Raw genomic sequence first — 18,159 nt, forward strand, 5'->3', positions numbered from 1 at the left:
AAATCAGGGGAAAATCGAAACGGACAGATTGGCTGGTAAAAAATATTCTTGCAAAGAAAGGGTGGTTTTCTCCACCGTTTCAGACGGAGAAAGAGCTGAGAGATATCCTTCAAAAACTATATAAAGAAACGGATATCCATGTTGACGGTTCTATGGTATATTTCCGTTGTGTGAAGTAATGCAATGATGCTGGATTTATAATAAAGTTTCAGATAATAAGTCTGGAACTTTATTTTTGTCTAAATGGATTATTGTCGTCCGTTCAGGTCTGGATAATGCTCGATTCTCATGTTAAGATAATAGAAAAAAAGTTAGATGAAACTAATACAAAGAAATACCACTATGTGAAAGGAGAAGAAATTTGAATGTAAATGAAATTGCAAGTCTTGGAAGTAATGTGAAGCCTGTGATTCAGAATGAGAATTGCGCTGTTCTTATGTTAAATGATGCGACAGGAGAGGGCGTTATGACGGTTTACCGAGTAATGCCAGGTGTGATGATTTGTTTTTCAGACATGTACATGGAACAGTGCGCATCTGAATTTTATCTGTATTCTTTTGTGGCTTACCTGTATGAACTGGAGAGTGGGGCTGATTGCAGTGACGGGTGCTGCTGTTTCTCTGATTCAGGATGAAATTGAAATCGAATGGAATTTTGACGATATTTTTTCAGAACAGAGATAACTTGAGCAGGACAAGAATGATTTATCAGAAGATAATAAAGGTGCTGGGACTACCTGATGGAAACGTCAGATAGTCTTCGGCAGAAAAAAATAAAATTTTTTTGTCCTATACTTGACACATCCACATATGCTGAGGCATACGTTTTGCACCAGATGTGCAGAAGCTGGCCTAGATATCAAAGTTTTACAAATGATTATGGGACATAGTGACATAAGCATTACAATGAACATATACAATCACGTAGATGTTGCAAGAGTACAGAATGAAATAAAAAAGCTTGAAAATATAATGTAATAATCAGAGCCATTCCCTTTATCGGGCGTGGCTCTTTTATGACAATTTTTGTGACAAATAAAAGAAAATAGACGCAATCAGACGAAATATTGTTTTTCATGGAAATGCTGAAAATCCTTGTAAACAAAGTGTTCTTGATATATGATGAAACAAGTCGAAGCCCGTTGTTGCTTTATGTGGCGGAAAGCGGTGGATCAAAAATCCTGGTATAAATAATATAATAAGAAGAAACGGTAAAGCAGAAAATCTTCCTGACGGACTTGTGCTTACCGTTTTTTTATTTCTGTCGTTCCCATACCTGGCCGATCGGGAAGGACGGAGTGGATTCTGCAAGAAAGTCTTCCAGTGCATTTTCGAAGAATTCCACGGCACGTTTGCTAGTGGACTTTGGATATTTATGCTTGATCTTATAGCAGACACGGTTTGGCGGTGTGTTTTTCAGTTCACTGATAAAAAGAGGCCGGTAATGGGAAAGCTCCAGGATCACAGACTGTGGTGCGACCATCCAGTTCCCCGGTTTTTTCCAGAGACGGTCCAAAAGTGTGATGGTATCTGCCGCAATGTGAGGCCTGGAAGCGGAGGAAAGCCAGCGGTCATGCCAGATCTGATAATTGTCATCCCAACTTAAAAACAGCTCCAGGGATGGATCCAGCTCATCGGTATGTATTGCCGGAGCCGGAATCACTGGCTGATCCGATTGTATCAGATAAAGTTTTTCTTCGAAGATTTTCTCTGTTATGATATTCTTGTAATGCAATTTGTGGTAGACAAATCCGATATCAATGCTGTGTTCTCCAAGAAGACCGTAGAGCTCTGAAGAGTGATGGGACTCGATGTTCAGGTCCAGCTTGGTCTGTTCATTTAAGATCCTGTCATACAGTGGTGCGAAAACAGCTACGTTCAGGCTGTCTGTACAGCCGATGGTAAGTAGCAGGGAATCCTGATTGCGCTGCAACTCCATAGTTTCCTTCCAGAGAGACATCCAGCGTTCCGCAAGGATGATAAAATCTGTTCCCTTGGCAGTCAGTTCCACCTGCTTGTGGCCTTTCTGACGGATCACAAGGGGAAAACCCAGTTCGTTCTCCAGAGATGTGAGCCGGTGGCTGACAGTAGGCTGGGAAAGAAAAAGAAGATCCGCTGTACGGGTGATGCTCTTGGTATTTACAATGGTGAGAAAGGTTTCGATTTCAGCAAGATTCATATGAACAGCTCCTTTTCTTTGGTGTTGTCTATAGGATGGTTTAAGCTTTGATAATATAAAAATTATTTATATTATACAGAGAAATTATTCGTTATTCAATAGTAAGCTTGTATGATATGATAAATACAATTAAAAAGAAAATCAAAAGAAGAGAGGTTTTCATATGGCATTAGGATGTAGGATCAGACGAAACTTTGAAAGACCGTCAAAAGAATTAGTAGAAGCCTTCCGTGGAATTCCAGTTGCAAATATTGATGATAACTGTGGAAAGATCGCTGCCGTAGATTCCAGTATTTTCCCGCTGAACCCGAAGGCAAGACTTCTGGGAACTGCATTTACAGTAAATGCACCGGCAGGAGATAACCTTCTGTTCCATAAAGCACTGGATATGGCTCAGCCGGGAGATGTTATCGTTCTTGCAAACAAAGGAAGCAGGATAGAGTTATCCTTATCAACAACAGCCGTGGTCAGCTTGTTGTTGAGCAGGATCTGGCAGATGCTCTGAATAGTGGGAAGGTTTATGCTGCTGGTCTTGATGTTGTTTCTACTGAGCCGATCAAGGGGGATAATCCGCTTCTCAAGGCTAAAAACTGCATCATCACTCCGCATATCTCCTGGGCTGCTCAGGCTTCCAGACAGAGGATCATGGATATTACGGTTGATAATATCAAGGCTTTTCTGGATGGTAATACGGTTAACAGAGTTAACAAATAGATTTTTTTCGGTGTTTCGATTTCCTATGTATGATGTGTGAGGAAAGGACGGCTGTCTCGCTTTTTGGGGGGTGGCCGTCTTTTTCTTTGTGTGGTGGATTGAATGAACCGTACGCCGGGGATGTGGCAGCGGTACGGGCAGGGCTCCGTCGGCGGATACTGCTAAGGCTCCGGAAATCGGCTAAAAACATTGAGACAGGGGCAGAACTCGCCTCTGGCTCAGACAGCAGCCCCTGTCTCAATAACGCCGATCCCCGCAGCCTAAGCAGTATCACACCTCCTTCGCAGCAGCCCATACCGTTGCCACATCCCCGGCTGAAAATTCAACCGCAGAGAGCAGACAATAGAAGCGAATGTACATTCTGCCCAGTGCCCAAAAAACACAATATATAAAAATAAATCGGCACAGCGTTCCACGTCCAACACCGAAGAATACAGGAACCAGATCGGCACAGCATCCCACAACCAACACCGAAGCATACAGAAAACGGCCTCAAAACAATCCATAACCAATAAAGCAGCCGGCCGTATCCCCAAAAAAATAAATCGGCACAGCACCCTGCATCCAACACCGAAGCATACAGAAACTAGATCGGCACAGCGTTCCACGTCCAACACCGAAGAATACAGGAACCAGATCGGCACAGTGTCCCACAATCAACACCGAAGCATACAGGAACCAGATCGGCACAGCGTCCCACATCCAATATCCAAGCATACAGACACAAGTCAACACCCTCCCCTCATCCACAACCAAGAACTCCTTAAAAAAAGCCCGAGGGGTGTGCAGAGGGGCCGCGGCTTTGCGGCCCCTTTGCGGTTTTCTTTTTGCACAAAAAAATAGCTCCTACATCGCAAAGATGTAAGAGCTAAATTCGCTGGATGGAGAAGGATTCGAACCTTCGAAGGCGGTGCCAACAGATTTACAGTCTGCCCCCTTTGGCCACTCGGGAATCCATCCGTGAACAACAAATATATTATATATAACATTTGATAAAATTGCAAGCTTTTTCTCAAAAAAATAATAATTCCCACAGCATCAGCATTTTTGGTAAAATACTGGACTTACCAAAGGAAATCTGCTATTATGAGTACGGTTGGATATAAAGGACACGGTTTTTCCGTATCCTAATACAGGTTAGGAGGATTTTATCATGTTAGTAAACGCAACAGAAATGCTGAAAAAAGCAAAAGCAGGCCATTATGCAGTTGGTCAGTTCAACATCAACAACCTTGAGTGGACAAAAGCTATCCTTCAGACAGCTCAGGAGCTCAACTCTCCTGTAATCCTTGGTGTTTCCGAGGGTGCCGGTAAATACATGACAGGTTATAAGACTGTTGTAGGTATGGTTAACGGTATGATGGAAGAGCTGAACATCACTGTTCCGGTTGCTCTTCATCTTGACCACGGCAGCTATGATGGATGCCTGAAATGTGTTGAGGCTGGTTTCTCTTCCATTATGTTCGACGGATCTCATTATCCGATTGATGAGAACGTAGCTAAGACTAAAGAGCTGGTTAAGATCGTTGCTGAGCACAACATGTCTCTTGAGGCAGAGGTTGGTTCCATCGGTGGCGAGGAAGATGGTGTTGTTGGTATGGGCGAGTGCGCTGATCCTGAGGAGTGCAAGAGAGTTGCAGATCTTGGAATCAACTTCCTTGCAGCTGGTATCGGTAACATTCACGGAAAATATCCGGCTAACTGGCAGGGCTTAAGCTTTGAGACTCTGGATGCTATTCAGAAACTGACAGGAGATATGCCGCTTGTTCTTCACGGTGGTACAGGTATCCCGGCAGACATGATCAAGAAAGCGATCAGCCTTGGCGTTTCCAAGATCAATGTAAATACAGAGTGCCAGCTTGCATTTGCTGAAGCTACACGTAAATACATTGAAGAGGGTAAGGATCAGCAGGGTAAAGGATATGACCCACGTAAGCTTCTTGCACCTGGAGCAGAAGCGATCAAAGCTACTGTTAAAGAGAAAATGGAGCTTTTCGGATCTGTCAATAAAGCATGATGAATCGAAAATAATATATGGAAGAAGCCGGAATGGGAGCAAGCCTGTTCCGGCTTCTTTTTTCATGGTAAAATATCAATATTTTTACTATATAAAAAATCAACATGTTTCTTGATTTTTTATATAGTGAAAATGACCTCTTCGATTTACAATAATATCAAGTTAATCGAGAAGCTGATTTGAAGCTTATCGGTCAGGAATATGCGAAATGGACGTTTTAAGCATATCCGCGAAACAAATTGAATATCATATAAGGTAAAGGAGAGGTACGATTATGAGAATGAAAAAAGCAACAGCATTTGGTCTTGCAGCTTTGATGGCAGCTACCATGCTCCCGGCAGTTCCTGCTATGGCAAAAGGGGATGACAGTGAAGGCTCTGTTTATTATCTGAATTTTAAACCGGAGCAGGCAGATCAGTGGTCAGACCTGGCAAAGAAATACACCGATGAGACTGGTGTACCGGTTACCGTTGTTACAGCTGCTTCCGGAACTTATGAGTCTACTCTGAAATCAGAGATGGCCAAGGATGAGGTTCCGACACTGTTCCAGGTTAACGGACCGGTTGGACTTGCATCCTGGAAGGATTATTGCTATGACCTGAAAGACAGCGATGTTTACAAAAATGTGGAGAGTGACGATTTCGTACTGAAGGAGGACAGCGGTGCAGTTGACGGTATCGCCTATGTAATTGAAACATATGGAATTATTTACAACAAAGCGCTTCTTAAGAAATACTGTGAGATGGATGGCGCTGTGATCAAGTCTGCAGATGAGATCAACAATTTTGAGACATTAAAGAAGGTTGCAGATGATATCCAGGCTAAGAAAGATGACCTTGGAGTTGACGGTGCATTTACTTCCGCAGGCTTTGATTCTTCCAGTGACTGGCGCTTCAAGACACACCTTGCAAACCTTCCAATCTATTATGAGTACAAAGAAGACGGAATCACATCCACAGATGCGATCAAAGGGACCTATCTTGACAACTTCAAGAACCTGTTTGACCTTTATATCACAGATTCTACCTGTGAGCCAAGCCTTCTTTCCAGCAAGACTATCGATGATGCAAATGCTGAATTTGGTCTTGGAGAGGCTGTGTTCTATCAGAATGGAACCTGGGCTTATGATAACATCAAAGATAACGAAGTAGCAGACGAGGATATGGGAATGCTTCCAATCTATATTGGTGTAGATGGTGAAGAGGACCAGGGACTTTGCACAGGCAGTGAGAACTACTGGTGCGTAAACAAAAAAGCAGATGAGAAGGATATCCAGGCAACTCTTGATTTCCTCAGCTGGGTTATCACAAGTGATGAAGGAAGAGAATCTATAAGCCAGGAAATGGGATTTACAACACCATTCAAGACCTTTGATGAGAATTATGAGTCTGCAAATCCGCTTGTAAAAGCAGCCGACGAATATGTAAAAGCTGGTAAAACTCCGGTTTCATGGAACTTTACAACCATGCCTTCTGAAGAGTGGAAAAACCAGGTCGGCAGTGCAATGCTTGAGTATGCACAGGGTACCGGCGAGTGGGATGCTGTGAAAACTGCATTTGTTGACGGATGGGCAAAAGAGTACAAAGCAGCAAATGAAGGCTGATAAGGTATAACTGAAACGTGATCACGAAGGGGTGGGCGGTTTCCGCCTGCCTCTTTTAATGAAGAGAGGATGTGTAAAGTAGGGAAGGATGCATCCTCAGGAGAAAGGAAGAGAAAACATGCAGAATAAGATGATGAAAAAGTATTTTCCGGTTTTTGTCCTGCCTACCCTGCTGGCATTTACCATTGGATTTATCGTTCCCTTTATCATGGGCGTATATCTTTCCTTCTGTAAATTTACCACAGTAACGGATGCAAAATTCGTGGGATTACAGAACTATGTGAAGATTTTTACTGAGGATGGAACCTTTGGACATGCATTATGGTACACCACCGCATTTACGGTTGTATCAGTAGTTCTGATCAATGTGATCGGTTTTGCAGTTGCGTTGCTTCTGACCAAGAAGATCAAAGGAACCAATATATTCCGTACTGTATTTTTTATGCCAAACCTGATCGGTGGAATCATCCTTGGTTATGTATGGCAGCTTCTGTTAAACGGTCTGCTTCTTCAGATCAATAAAACACTTACATATTCTTCTGTTTACGGATTCTGGGGCCTTGTGATCCTGATGTGCTGGCAGCAGATCGGATATATGATGATCATTTACATTGCAGGTATCCAGAATATCCCGGGTGAACTGATCGAGGCTGCACAGATCGATGGTGCGAACAAAGGACAGCTTCTGAAGCATGTGATCATTCCTATGGTCATGCCGTCCATCACCATCTGTACTTTCCTGACACTTACCAACTCCTTCAAGCTTTTTGACCAGAACCTTGCTCTTACAAATGGTGAGCCTTCCAATATGTCAGAAATGCTTGCACTGAATATTTACAATACCTTCTATGGACGTACCGGATGGGAAGGTGTAGGACAGGCGAAGGCCGTGATCTTCTTTATCCTGGTTGGAGCAATTGCCATGATCCAGAATCGTCTCACAAGAAGTAAGGAGGTACAGCAGTAATGAATAAAAAGTAAAATTCAGCGGTCTGTGGACTGCGATCCTGAGTGTGGTATCTGTTGCTTATATTTTCCCGATCCTTCTGGTTTTGATTAATTCTTTTAAGAAAAAAGCATACATTAGTCGTTATCCCTTTGCAATCCCAACGGATAAAATGTTCGTAGGTCTGGAAAACTATGTAAATGGTCTCACAAAAACCGGATTTTTCCAGGCATTTGGATGGACATTATTTATCACAGTATTTTCTGTTGCGGTAATTCTGCTCTGTACCTCCATGTGTGCCTGGTACATCAACCGTGTTACCAACACGCTGACAAAAACCATGTACATGCTGTGCCTGTTTTCCATGGTCGTACCATTCCAGATGGTAATGTTTACTCTTTCCAAGATCGCAAACATCCTGAAACTGAATACTCCGTGGGGACTGATCATCATTTATCTTGGATATGGAGCAGGACTTGCGGTATTTATGTTCAGCGGTTTTGTAAAATCCATTCCGATCGAGATCGAGGAAGCTGCCATGATCGATGGCTGTACCCCGATCCAGACATTTTTTAAAGTGGTTCTTCCGGTTATGAAACCGACCTGTGTAACTGTAGCGATCCTGGAAACCATGTGGATCTGGAATGATTATCTTCTTCCATATCTGGTACTTGATATCAAGAAATATAAAACCATTTCCATTGCCATCCAGTATCTGAAGGGCGGTTACGGAACCATTGATATGGGAGCGATGATGGGCGTTCTTGTCCTTTCCATCATTCCGATCATTGCCTTCTATCTTGCATGCCAGAAATATATCATTGAAGGTGTGGTTGCAGGAGCTGTTAAGGGCTGACAAATTAGTTGAATAATGTTAAAATGAAAGAAAAACGGCCTGATCTGCGTGCTTTTACGTGGATCAGGCCATATTTGGCGAGGTGAGGAATGTACAGAGTTTTGGTGGTAGATGATGAAAAACTGGAACGTGACGGAATCCGCTTTCTTCTGTCTATGGAGGAGGGAGAGTGGGAAATTTATGAGGCGGCTAATGGCAAGCTGGCATTAAATGAGCTGAGAAAGCATCCGGTGGATCTGATGCTGACAGATATCAAAATGCCGCATATGGATGGTCTGGAGCTTTCAAAAAAAGCAAGAGAGGAATATCCGGATCTGGAAATTATCATTTTCAGCGGTTATGGAGATTTTGCTTTTGCTCAGGAGGCGATCCGCTATGGTGTGACGGATTATGTACTGAAACCGGTGGATCCGGACCGCTTTCATGACACCATACAGAAGATCCAGAAGGAGATCGCATCCCGGAAAAATAAAGAGCAGCAGTCCATAAAAGAAAAGAGCTTTCTTCAGCAGTATTTTCTGCTGGGCTACATTTATTCCGGAGATCAGGAGCGTCTGAAGGAAGCGGAAGGAATTGTGGATTTTTCTGTCTGGGAGCAGTGGCACTGTGCAATTCTTATTGAATCGGATGAAGCTTTTTTTGATTCTGCCAGTGATGAGGTTCCCCTTGAGATCCGGGAAGAGCTTCGCCGTTCTTTCTTCTATTTGAATCTTAATGGCCGTCAGTCTTTGCTTCTTTTTAAGGATGTGTACTGTGATTATGTCCTTGTGGCAAAAAATGTCTATAATCTTCTGAAGCGCCTTCATCCTGTTCGCTTTCATCTGGCTGTAAGCCGGCGTTTTGACGGATATCAGGAATTGCCGGAAATCATGGAACAGCTGGAGCAGCAGATGGAAGAAAAATTTTATCATCCGGATATCCATGTCTACACCAGCGAGGAGGACGAGGAAAAAATACCGGAGAAGAGGAGCAGGATTCCAGGCTTATGGAAAAAATCTCAGAAGATATTTCCAGAAAGGATGTGAAGCAGCTGTGGAGCCATTTCCGCAGCCTGGCATCCAAATATCAGTCCAATACCCAGTTTTCGGCCATGTATGTGAAATTTGTTTTTCCAATGTGATAAGGGAGCTGTTTCAGGAGAATCGTTTTGCCGGAGAGCACAGGCTGGATCTGGAGGTGGATCATCTGTATGGCTGTTCTACCATTCAGGAGATCATTGAGGTTACAGAAAAAAATATCCGCCAGTACGAGGAGTTCCTGGACCGTTCCATGAGCGAATCCAGAGATGAGGTGGCAGCAGTCAAAAATTATATTTACAATCACTATGCGGAAGATCTGAATCTGGAAACACTGGCAGAAAAAGTATATCTTTCTTCCGGCTATCTCAGCTTTATTTTCAAGAAGGAGACGGGGATGAACCTGAATCGTTTTATCCGTGTGTTCCGCATGGAAAAGGCCAAGGAGCTTCTACGAACTACCAACATGAAAGTAGCCATGGTCAGCGAGCAGGTAGGATTTGCCAATTCTTCGTATTTCTGCCGGAGCTTCCGGGAATATTACGGAAGCAGCCCGGAGTCCTATCGGAAAGGAAACAATGAGGATGAAGAGTCTTCTGAAGAAGTATAATAATATGAAATACCGGTACAAGCTGACAAATCTTCTTGTGGTGGTATCCCTGGTGCCGATGACTGTGTTGGCACTGTATAGTCACAGTCGTATGAGTAGTCTTGTACGGAAAAATGAGATGGAGGATATGTACTCCATTTTGGAGCAGACCAGAGAAAACATTGACGGGCAGATCGAAATTTATGCCAGCCTTTTGAATTATCTTACCTATTCTCCTGAAATCCAGGAGGTGATCTTCAACAAAGATATGGATCGTTATACTGCATATGAACAGTATACGGAAGTTGTGGATCCGCTGTTGACGGTGCCGAAATCCTACCACGAAGCAATTCTGGGGATACATCTTTTTGCAGAAAGCATTCCCGTGCGCCATGAATATACCTTGGCTCCGCTTTCAGAGGTTGATGGGGAATGGTGGAGTGACAAATTAAATAATACCGTGACGGTTCAGTGGATCGTGGACCGGGATAATCGTCAGATCGCGGCAGTCAGGGAAATATATGATGGTAAGATCAGGGAGGCTGTGCTCTGTATTTTGTTGGATTACGGAAAAGTATTCCAGCCTCTGGCTAATATTATTGAACGGAATTCCGGAGGCTTTGTGGTGGATGATCAGCAAAATATCGTCTATCATGGAGAAAATCTGGCGGCCAGTGATATTTCAGCACAGAAAGAAACCGCAAAAAAGCTGGATCGTCTGAGGGAAGAATATACCTATGTCAGCAGCAGCGGACATGAAACAAGATGGACCTATTATTTTTACAAACCTCCGGCTGTGATCGAGAGCTCGGTTTCAAAAGTATTGATCAGTGAGATCCCACTGATCGGCTTCTGTGTTGTGATCATCATTGTGCTTGGAATGACGTTTTCTAAGCTGTTTACCAGAAAGATTGAGCAGCTTACCAGAAATATGGAACAGGTGAACCAGGGAAGCCGTGAAGTTACGGTTTACAGTGATTCTGGAGATGAGGTAGGACAGCTGGTGAGAAGCTTTCACCATATGATGGATGAAATTAATCGACTGATCGAAGAAGTGTATGAAAATAAGATCGCTCTGAAGGAATTTGAACTGAAAGCGTTGACTGCCCAGATCAATCCCCATTTTCTTTATAATTCTCTTTCTATTATAAACTGGATGGCGATTAAGAGCCGTCAGAAGGAGATCAGCCGTGTGACACTGGCATTATCTACATTTTACCGGACAGCGCTCAGTAAGGGAGCAGATATGGTGACTGTGGAAACCTGTATTCGGAATATCGAAGCTTATCTGGAAATCCAGCTGATCATGCATGACAATGATTTTAAGGTGGAGTGGAATATCGATCCGTCTGTGCAGCAGGAGTTGGTTCCGAAGCTTGCCCTGCAGCCCATCGTTGAGAATGCTCTGGAGCATGGCCTGGATGTGAAGGAGGAAGGGGAAAAGCTTCTGAAACTTTATTTCTTTGAAGAGAATGGAGATGTAGTGATCCGGGTTGAAGATAACGGAATAGGGATGGAGCAGGAGCAGGCAGAAAAGCTGCTCACATATCAGGCAAAAGGCTATGGCCTTAAAAATGTCAATGACCGTATGTGCATTTTATATGGAGAAAAATATGCCATCCGGATCCTGAGCAAGGTAGGTGAGGGGACAAGCGTTGATATGAGGATCCCGAAAGAGGTAAAAAAGATGAGACTTAGTCTGGGAAAAACAGTGGTATTTCTGAGTACGATACTGAGCCTGGCACTTTTGACGGGGTGTTCTTTAGGAACTGCAGAAATGGAAAAAACAGATATAGATGTTCTGTCCGAAAAGAACAGTAAGAGCTGGGAACAGGCAGAAACCACGCCTCTGGGGAAATATCCGGAGCTTGTAACTTATACTCTGGGACAGATGAAAGGGGCTAATAATTCTAATCTTCCGGACGGGCAGAATTATGAGGACAATGCATATACCCGGTATCTGAAAAAAACACTGAATATTCAGAATAAGAATGTTTTTATGGAGAGTGAGGAGCGGTATGACGAAGCCCTGAACATCCTGGTCAAAGATCGGAATCTTCCGGATATTTTTCTGGTGTCGGACAGGGAAACTCTGGAAGAACTGGTTGAAAATGATCTTATCGAGGATCTGACGGAAGTATACAAAAGCTGCGCTTCCGATAAAATAAAGGAAATGTATGAGAGCTATGGAGAGGAACTTTTGGCATCTGGGACTTTTGACGGAAAACTGTATGCACTTCCGGAGACTGCCATTGATGATGGGGCGCAGCTTTTATGGCTGAGACGTGACTGGATGGAGCAGCTGGGACTGAAAGAACCGAAGACACTGGAAGAGGCTTTTTCAGTGATCCGTGCGTTTCAGGAAAACCGGATGGGCGCAGAGGATGGTGAAGATCCTGTGGGACTTGTCTGTGATCCGGGACTTGTGGGCACGGTCAGCACCAGCTATTCGGTGGACTCTGTGTTTGAAAAGTTCGGGGCATATCCGCAGCAGTGGATTGAAAATGCAGATGGAGAAATTGTCTATGGATCGCTGACGGAGGAGACAAAGGAGGCTCTGGGGTATCTCAGAGAGCTTTACAGGCAGGGAATACTGGATTCGGATTTTGCTTTACGTGCACAGAATAATATCCGTGATCTTGTGGTGAATGGAAAATGCGGAGCGTTTTTCGGGCTCTGGTGGACTCCGAATAATCCTCTTATGGATGAGTATCGGAAGAATAAAGAGGCAGACTGGGAACCGTATTATCTGACTGCGGATGTAAAGAGGACTGTGGAGGTATACTCTACGTTTCGAGATAATAAATATGTAGTTGTGCGTAAAGGGTATGAGCATCCGGAGATTGTAATGAAGATTTTGAGTGTGTTGTTTGACCATTCCAGATATGAGGCAGAGGATGCGGATGAGATGAACACTTATTTTGCCTTGAATGTGGATCCTACGGCGCGTCCGCTAATGATCAATGTGGACTATAATGAGGCTACTTATATAGTGACAAAGCATATCCGTGAGGTTCTTTACAGTCCGGGCGATGAGAAGACCAGGGAGGATCTCAGTGCCATTGAGGCGTCTTATTTTGATGCGTGTAAGGAGTATCTTGAGGCGGAGGTGCCTTCGGTAGAGGCCTGGGCGGCGTATAAGTCCAGGATCTCGGCGGTGGGGCTTCTGGTGGATGCGAATTACCGTGCTCCGGAGAAGAAGTATCTGGGGGATGGTGACGGGGAGATTCCTCAGACTTTGCGTTTGCTGGAGAAGAACGCATTTATCCAGATCATTATGGGGAGGATGCCTGTGAGCTCTTTTGACTCTTTTGTGGAAGATTGGTATCGTAAGGGTGGAGACAGTCTTACGGAGCGGGTCCGGGAAGGGCTTGTGGACTCGTGAGGCGGATGTATAGAGGGACGCTAGAGGAAGGTGGCATTGGTCCGGGAGTGGATGCAGTCGGGGATGTTTTTGAGATTTTGAGAGGTGGATGTGGTTGAGGGACGCCAGAGAAAGGTGGCATCGCTCCGGGAGTGGATGCAGTCGGGGATGTTTTTGAGGTTTTGAGAGGTGGATGTATAGAGGAACGCCAGAGGAAGGTGGCATCGCTCCAGGCAGGGACTCCGTCGGGGGATACTACTAGGGCTCCGTGAGACGGCTAAAAGCATTGCGGCAGGGCCAGAACTCGCCTGGCCGATCCTGTTTCTGTATTCTTCGATACTTATAGGAATATTCTGTGCCAGTCTAACATTTCAGGACAGGACGCCCAGTCCGCTTCCATACCCCGCATGTTTTTTCCTGTCGGCTGGAAGCGTCAGCCAGAGGAAGGTGGCATCGGGCCGGGCTGCTGCGAAGGAGGGGTGATTACTACTTGGGCTGCGGGAGACGGCGTTATTGCGGCAGGGTCTGCTGTCTGAGCCGGAGGCGAGTTCTGGCCCTGCCGCAATGCTTTTAGCCGTCTCACGGAGTCCTAGTAGTATCCCCCGACGTAGTCCCTGCCCGGAGCGATGCCACCTTCCTCTGGTGTCCCTCAACCACATCCACCTCTCAAAACCTCAAAAACATCCCCGCTTGCATCCACCCCCGGAGCGATGTCACCTTCCTCTGGCGTCCCTCTCCATCCTTCTCACAAAACCTCAAAAACATCCCCGACTGCATCCACCGAACGATGCCACCTTCCTCTGGCGTCCCTCGACCACATCCATACACACCAAAAAAAGCCCGGCATCTTCATATTCCAAAGACGCCGGACTCCCATCAGTCATATATAAGCTGGAAATGAGACTCGAACTCACGACCCCTTCATTACGAGTGAAGTGCTCTACCGACTGAGCTATTCCAGCTTGTGCTAAACACAACTGATATTATACCGTATTTTACAAAAAATGCAAGCACTTTTTCCTACAATCCACTCAAATCCTTACCCTCCAATCACCCCCAACCATATTCCCATTTAATTCACAAACCATCACTCATCCCCGGAAGCCCCCTTCCTGCGAGAAGCCACCCGTTTCACAACCTTTACCGCATCCTTTACAGCCACAGATTTTTCAACCACCTTCATTTTCGCCTTATCCATACGCTTCCCCCTGCTTTTCCCCACAGTCTTTTTCACATTTCCTTTCTTCACAGAGTTTTTCTTCACATCCCCCTTCTCCGGTGTACACCCAAATACCGCCACACCATAAGCCGGAAGCTTCAGCTTCAAAGAAAATTCCCTGTTATCACACTCCATATGAATAGCCGCTTTCGCCCGTGCGTTCACCACACCCTGTCCGCCAAACTTTTCACTGTCACTGTTGAAAATTTCCTTATATTTCCCCGCAAAAGGCACACCAACCCGGTAACTGTCATAAGATACCGGTGAAAAATTACACACCGCAAGAATCGTTTCTTCCGGCTTTTCCGTCTTACGAAGAAACGCAACCACATTCTCATCATAGCTGGTAAACTGGATCCACTCAAACCCATCCGAATTACCATCCATTGCATACAACGCCGGATGATTCCTGTAAAGTTCATTCAGATCATGCAGATACGCCCTCATTTCCGGCCCCACATCCCCATCCGGCGCAGTCATCTTCACACCCGGATGAAGCATCAGATAGCCATACGCAGCACGCAGCTGAGCATCCTTCTGCCTTGAAGATCCCGGAAGCTTCTCCTGAAACTCTTTTAACGTACCCACATCTCTCTTCCCCAGAGTCAGTACATAATGCTCACTATATGCATACATCATGGAAAGCGTCAGCTGATCATAATAATTTCGTCTGTCCAAAGGCTCTGCTTCCAGGTAAGAAAGAAGATCCTTTGTCCAGCCACCACTCCATTTATAGTCAAACCCCAGATGATCATTCTCCACACTGTCTGTAAGCTGCGGCCATAAACCATCCTCCTGTGCGATCAGAAGAATCCCCGGATACTGCTTCTTCACAATAGAATTCAGATGCTTCAGAAACTCCATTGCCTGAAGGTTCTCATTGGAACTATAAAGATTAGCCGTCCACTGGCCCGCCTCTCTTCCAAAATCCAGATACAGCATCGCATCTACATCATCCATCCGAAATCCGTCCACATGAAATTCATCCAGCCAGAAAAACGCATTGGAAATAAGGAAATCTTTGACCATAGGACTTCCGTAATTATAAAGCATGGTGCCCCACATCGGATGAACGGCCATAGCCGGATCCTGTACTTCATAAAGAGGAGTTCCGTCAAATTTCTCAAGCCCTGCATCAAACCGCGGAAACTGAGCCGGTGTCCAGTCCAGGATCACGCCAATCCCTGCCTGATGAAGATCCTCTACCAGTGTCCGGAAATCTGCCGCAGTCCCAAAACGGGTAGTCACAGCATAATACACAGACGTAGAATATCCTCCTGAACTTCGGTCAAGATACTCCATCACCGGATGAAATTCTACATGCGTATAACCGGTTTCCTTCAGAAACTCCACCAATTCACCACTGTTTTTCCACTCTGTTACATCCGTTTCATAAATAGAAACCGGAACTTCACGGCTGGCAAACCTTTCACGTTCCTTCATCCACGCTTCATCCTGCCATAAAAACTCCCCCAGCTCTGTTACAACAGAAATCACAGACGGCGCTCCCTGGGTTCCATTTCCGTAAGGATCAGACTTCCGCTGTACATTGCCGCCTTTGATCTTGATCTCATACTGGTAAGAGGCCCCTGCCTGTACACCTGGAACAAAAATCTCAAAAATTCCGGACATTGGCATCCGATGCATCGGAAGACGCCTTCCATCCCACCTGTCAAAATCACCGACCACACTGACACGGATTGCATTGGGTGCCCAGACAGCAAAATATGTTCCTTCTACCTCGCCACAGGTCCCCGGATGCGCTCCCAGCTTCTCATATGCCTTGTAATAGACACCGGCACAAAAAGCTCGTTCCTCCTCTTCCGTGATCTGGCATGGACATTCATACGCATCGTAAAAAGTCTCTTTCCTGCTTCCTCTTATCACACGGAAACGATATTCCGGAATCCTTTTCAGTGGAAGCATTACAGCATAATAACCAGCCTCATCTTCCAGGATCATCGGATAACTCTTTTCCCCTACAACAACCTCTGCAGCATCCGCTCCCGGAAAAAATCCCTGGATCAGAACGCCATCCTCTGTTACCCTTGGCTGCATCACATCACGAGGTGATGCCTCCTCCCCATAAACGATCGCCTCGATCCGGGGCCAATCCATATATTCATACGCTTTATCAGCCATAATCGTCTCCTCCATCATATTTGTTGTTTTATAGACTAAGTTTACCACCATTTTACAGAAAAATAAAGATAACAGTTCTAATCTTCGCAAAAAGCACCACAAGTAACCGGTAACAGAACAGAAAATAATTCGATTTGGTTCTTCCCAAAATCATGTGTAACGATTATAATATGAAGCAGAATATGAAACAAATAACTTATCAGGAGGAATCATCAATGGAAAACAGACAGTATGATGTAACAGCTCTCGGCGAGCTTCTGATCGACTTCACAGAAAACGGTGACAGTTCCCAGGGAAACCCTACTTTCGAGGCAAACCCGGGCGGAGCTCCCTGTAACGTTCTTGCCATGCTGAACCGTCTTGGCAAAAAACTGCATTTATCGGAAAGGTCGGAAACGACATGTTCGGCAAACAGCTGAAGGCTGCCGTAGAAGAATGCGGCATTGATACCAGAAATCTTGTCATGGACGATGAAATTCACACTACCCTTGCTTTTGTACATACTTACCCGGACGGAGACCGTGATTTTTCTTTCTACCGTAATCCAGGTGCAGATATGATGCTGACAAAGGATGAGGTAGATGCCGATCTGATCCGCAATTCCAGGATTTTCCATTTCGGCACGCTTTCTTCCACACATGAGGGTGTCCGTGAAGCAACCCGCTATGCTCTTGACGTGGCAAAAGAAGCCGGATGCATCATCACCTTTGACCCGAACTTACGCCCTCCACTCTGGAAGGATCTGAACGATGCCCGCAAAGAGATCGAATACGGCATGGAACGCTGTGATGTACTGAAGATTTCTGATAATGAAGTGGAATTTCTTTTTGACACAGCAGATTATGACAAGGGTGCTGCCCTTATCGAAGAAAAATATCATATCCCGCTTGTGCTGATCACAATGGGAAAAGACGGAAGCCGCGCTTATTATCGCGGACGGAAGGTCGAGGCTGCTCCTTTCCTTCAGGAAAAAACCATTGAAACCACCGGTGCAGGAGACACCTTCTGTGCAAGCACCCTGAATTATGTGCTGGAACACGGTCTTGAGGATCTCACTGACGAAAATCTCGCAGAGCTGCTTACTTTTGCAAATGCAGCAGCTTCTCTCATCACAACAAAGAAGGGAGCACTCCGCGTAATGCCTGAAAGAGATGAAGTTCTTGACTTCATTGCATCCCGCAAGTAGTGTATGTTTTTCTTTTATTGAATTATTTTTTGTTTATTGGCTTTGAAAAGCTGAGAAAACACCGCAGGGGGAGAAAGCACTCAAAGTTACGAAGCCCGTTTTTCTCCCCCTGCACCCCCTCTTTCCGGGCACGTACCGCGGAAACAGCGCTTCGCGCCTATCCGCCAATTGTTGTGTGTTCTACATATTTTCCCTGTTATATCATATATTTTTATTAATGTCTTATCGTATAAAAATTTACAGCCAATATCATTACGCATATTATATTTGCACATTATATTTGTATTTGATATATTTACATTTAATATATTCGCATTTGATATATTTAC

At 44.9% G+C, this 18,159-nt stretch carries 15 protein-coding genes, 2 tRNA genes and 1 pseudogene; 13 read left to right on the forward strand and 5 right to left on the reverse strand.

Going from position 1 to position 18,159, the window contains the following annotated elements:
* Positions 1-361 precede the first annotated feature (361 nt).
* Both CK1_RS15745 and CK1_RS15750 read left to right on the forward strand, forming a co-directional pair.
* On the forward strand, positions 362-634 hold the full coding sequence (locus CK1_RS15745; RefSeq protein WP_021650832.1) for a hypothetical protein: 273 nt from the start codon (positions 362-364) through the stop codon (positions 632-634).
* A gap of 175 nt (positions 635-809) precedes the next feature.
* Entirely contained in the window at positions 810-977 is a 168-nt protein-coding gene (locus CK1_RS15750; protein ID WP_021650830.1) for a tyrosine-type recombinase/integrase, read from the forward strand.
* Positions 978-1,254: 277 nt separating this feature from the next.
* Here CK1_RS15750 and CK1_RS15755 read toward each other — a convergent pair whose 3' ends face one another.
* Positions 1,255-2,178, reverse strand: a complete 924-nt coding sequence (locus tag CK1_RS15755) for a LysR family transcriptional regulator (protein ID WP_015527133.1) — start codon at positions 2,176-2,178, stop codon at positions 1,255-1,257.
* 163 nt (positions 2,179-2,341) lie between these two features.
* Here CK1_RS15755 and CK1_RS15760 point away from each other — a divergent pair, with 163 nt between their 5' ends.
* Both CK1_RS15760 and CK1_RS15765 read left to right on the forward strand, forming a co-directional pair.
* Complete coding sequence (locus CK1_RS15760) at positions 2,342-2,683, forward strand: RraA family protein (RefSeq protein WP_015527134.1); 342 nt, start codon at positions 2,342-2,344, stop codon at positions 2,681-2,683.
* Positions 2,605-2,892, forward strand: a pseudogene (locus CK1_RS15765) (NAD(P)-dependent oxidoreductase); the annotation flags it as partial. The gene CK1_RS15760 and the pseudogene CK1_RS15765, both read left to right, overlap by 79 nt.
* An 878-nt stretch (positions 2,893-3,770) precedes the next feature.
* Here the strand turns inward: CK1_RS15765 and CK1_RS15770 are convergent.
* Positions 3,771-3,852: transfer RNA gene (locus CK1_RS15770), tRNA-Tyr, on the reverse strand.
* A 193-nt stretch (positions 3,853-4,045) separates the two neighbouring features.
* Between CK1_RS15770 and fba the strand changes: the two genes are divergently transcribed.
* The 7 genes from fba (at position 4,046) to CK1_RS15805 (ending at position 13,304) form a co-directional block, all read left to right on the forward strand.
* Positions 4,046-4,909, forward strand: coding sequence for a class II fructose-1,6-bisphosphate aldolase (gene fba / locus CK1_RS15775; RefSeq protein WP_015527136.1), 864 nt, complete (start codon positions 4,046-4,048; stop codon positions 4,907-4,909).
* Positions 4,910-5,183: 274 nt separating this feature from the next.
* Positions 5,184-6,512: an ABC transporter substrate-binding protein gene (locus CK1_RS15780; RefSeq protein WP_015527137.1), complete on the forward strand. Its 1,329-nt coding sequence runs from the start codon at positions 5,184-5,186 to the stop codon at positions 6,510-6,512.
* Positions 6,513-6,630: 118 nt separating this feature from the next.
* Positions 6,631-7,479 carry a carbohydrate ABC transporter permease gene (locus CK1_RS15785; protein ID WP_110104281.1) on the forward strand — a complete coding sequence of 283 codons (849 nt, stop codon included), beginning with the start codon at positions 6,631-6,633 and terminating at the stop codon, positions 7,477-7,479.
* A gap of 25 nt (positions 7,480-7,504) precedes the next feature.
* On the forward strand, positions 7,505-8,314 hold the full coding sequence (locus tag CK1_RS15790; protein ID WP_353611261.1) for a carbohydrate ABC transporter permease: 810 nt from the start codon (positions 7,505-7,507) through the stop codon (positions 8,312-8,314).
* An 89-nt stretch (positions 8,315-8,403) separates the two neighbouring features.
* On the forward strand, positions 8,404-9,339 hold the full coding sequence (locus tag CK1_RS15795; protein WP_015527139.1) for a response regulator: 936 nt from the start codon (positions 8,404-8,406) through the stop codon (positions 9,337-9,339).
* Positions 9,340-9,430: 91 nt separating this feature from the next.
* Complete coding sequence (locus CK1_RS15800) at positions 9,431-9,940, forward strand: helix-turn-helix transcriptional regulator (RefSeq protein ID WP_306288992.1); 510 nt, start codon at positions 9,431-9,433, stop codon at positions 9,938-9,940.
* A complete protein-coding gene (locus CK1_RS15805) occupies positions 9,915-13,304 on the forward strand; it encodes an extracellular solute-binding protein (RefSeq protein ID WP_015527141.1) in 3,390 nt (1,129 codons plus the stop codon). Before CK1_RS15800 ends, CK1_RS15805 begins: the two co-directional genes overlap by 26 nt.
* An 868-nt stretch (positions 13,305-14,172) precedes the next feature.
* Here the strand turns inward: CK1_RS15805 and CK1_RS15810 are convergent.
* Positions 14,173-14,245: transfer RNA gene (locus tag CK1_RS15810), tRNA-Thr, on the reverse strand.
* Between the two features lie 125 nt (positions 14,246-14,370).
* A complete protein-coding gene (glgB, locus tag CK1_RS15815; protein ID WP_015527142.1) occupies positions 14,371-16,644 on the reverse strand; it encodes a 1,4-alpha-glucan branching enzyme in 2,274 nt (757 codons plus the stop codon).
* A 215-nt stretch (positions 16,645-16,859) separates the two neighbouring features.
* On the opposite strand from glgB, the gene CK1_RS18560 reads away from it, so the two are divergent.
* Together CK1_RS18560 and CK1_RS15820 are read left to right on the forward strand one after the other, a co-directional pair.
* Positions 16,860-17,063 carry a PfkB family carbohydrate kinase gene (locus CK1_RS18560; protein ID WP_015527143.1) on the forward strand — a complete coding sequence of 68 codons (204 nt, stop codon included), beginning with the start codon at positions 16,860-16,862 and terminating at the stop codon, positions 17,061-17,063.
* Positions 17,045-17,830, forward strand: a complete 786-nt coding sequence (locus tag CK1_RS15820) for a carbohydrate kinase family protein (RefSeq protein WP_015527144.1) — start codon at positions 17,045-17,047, stop codon at positions 17,828-17,830. Before CK1_RS18560 ends, CK1_RS15820 begins: the two co-directional genes overlap by 19 nt.
* A gap of 86 nt (positions 17,831-17,916) precedes the next feature.
* Here CK1_RS15820 and CK1_RS15825 read toward each other — a convergent pair.
* Positions 17,917-18,159: hypothetical protein (locus CK1_RS15825; RefSeq protein ID WP_306288993.1), on the reverse strand; the 243-nt coding region annotated here is incomplete at its 5' end.

The organism is Ruminococcus sp. SR1/5 (genome assembly GCF_000209835.1).
GTDB classification, from domain to species: domain Bacteria; phylum Bacillota; class Clostridia; order Lachnospirales; family Lachnospiraceae; genus Blautia_A; species Blautia_A fusiformis.

What these genes read in the sequence shown, in the direction of transcription:
- CK1_RS15750 (WP_021650830.1), top strand. Translation starts at nt 810, where the DNA reads ATGCTGAGGCATACGTTTTGCACCAGATGTGCAGAAGCTGGCCTAGAT.
- CK1_RS15755 (WP_015527133.1), bottom strand. Translation starts at nt 2,178, where the DNA reads ATGAATCTTGCTGAAATCGAAACCTTTCTCACCATTGTAAATACCAAG.
- CK1_RS15760 (WP_015527134.1), top strand. Translation starts at nt 2,342, where the DNA reads ATGGCATTAGGATGTAGGATCAGACGAAACTTTGAAAGACCGTCAAAA.
- fba (WP_015527136.1), top strand. Translation starts at nt 4,046, where the DNA reads ATGTTAGTAAACGCAACAGAAATGCTGAAAAAAGCAAAAGCAGGCCAT.
- CK1_RS15780 (WP_015527137.1), top strand. Translation starts at nt 5,184, where the DNA reads ATGAGAATGAAAAAAGCAACAGCATTTGGTCTTGCAGCTTTGATGGCA.
- CK1_RS15785 (WP_110104281.1), top strand. Translation starts at nt 6,631, where the DNA reads ATGCAGAATAAGATGATGAAAAAGTATTTTCCGGTTTTTGTCCTGCCT.
- CK1_RS15795 (WP_015527139.1), top strand. Translation starts at nt 8,404, where the DNA reads ATGTACAGAGTTTTGGTGGTAGATGATGAAAAACTGGAACGTGACGGA.
- CK1_RS15805 (WP_015527141.1), top strand. Translation starts at nt 9,915, where the DNA reads ATGAAGAGTCTTCTGAAGAAGTATAATAATATGAAATACCGGTACAAG.
- glgB (WP_015527142.1), bottom strand. Translation starts at nt 16,644, where the DNA reads ATGGCTGATAAAGCGTATGAATATATGGATTGGCCCCGGATCGAGGCG.
- CK1_RS18560 (WP_015527143.1), top strand. Translation starts at nt 16,860, where the DNA reads ATGGAAAACAGACAGTATGATGTAACAGCTCTCGGCGAGCTTCTGATC.
- CK1_RS15820 (WP_015527144.1), top strand. Translation starts at nt 17,045, where the DNA reads ATGTTCGGCAAACAGCTGAAGGCTGCCGTAGAAGAATGCGGCATTGAT.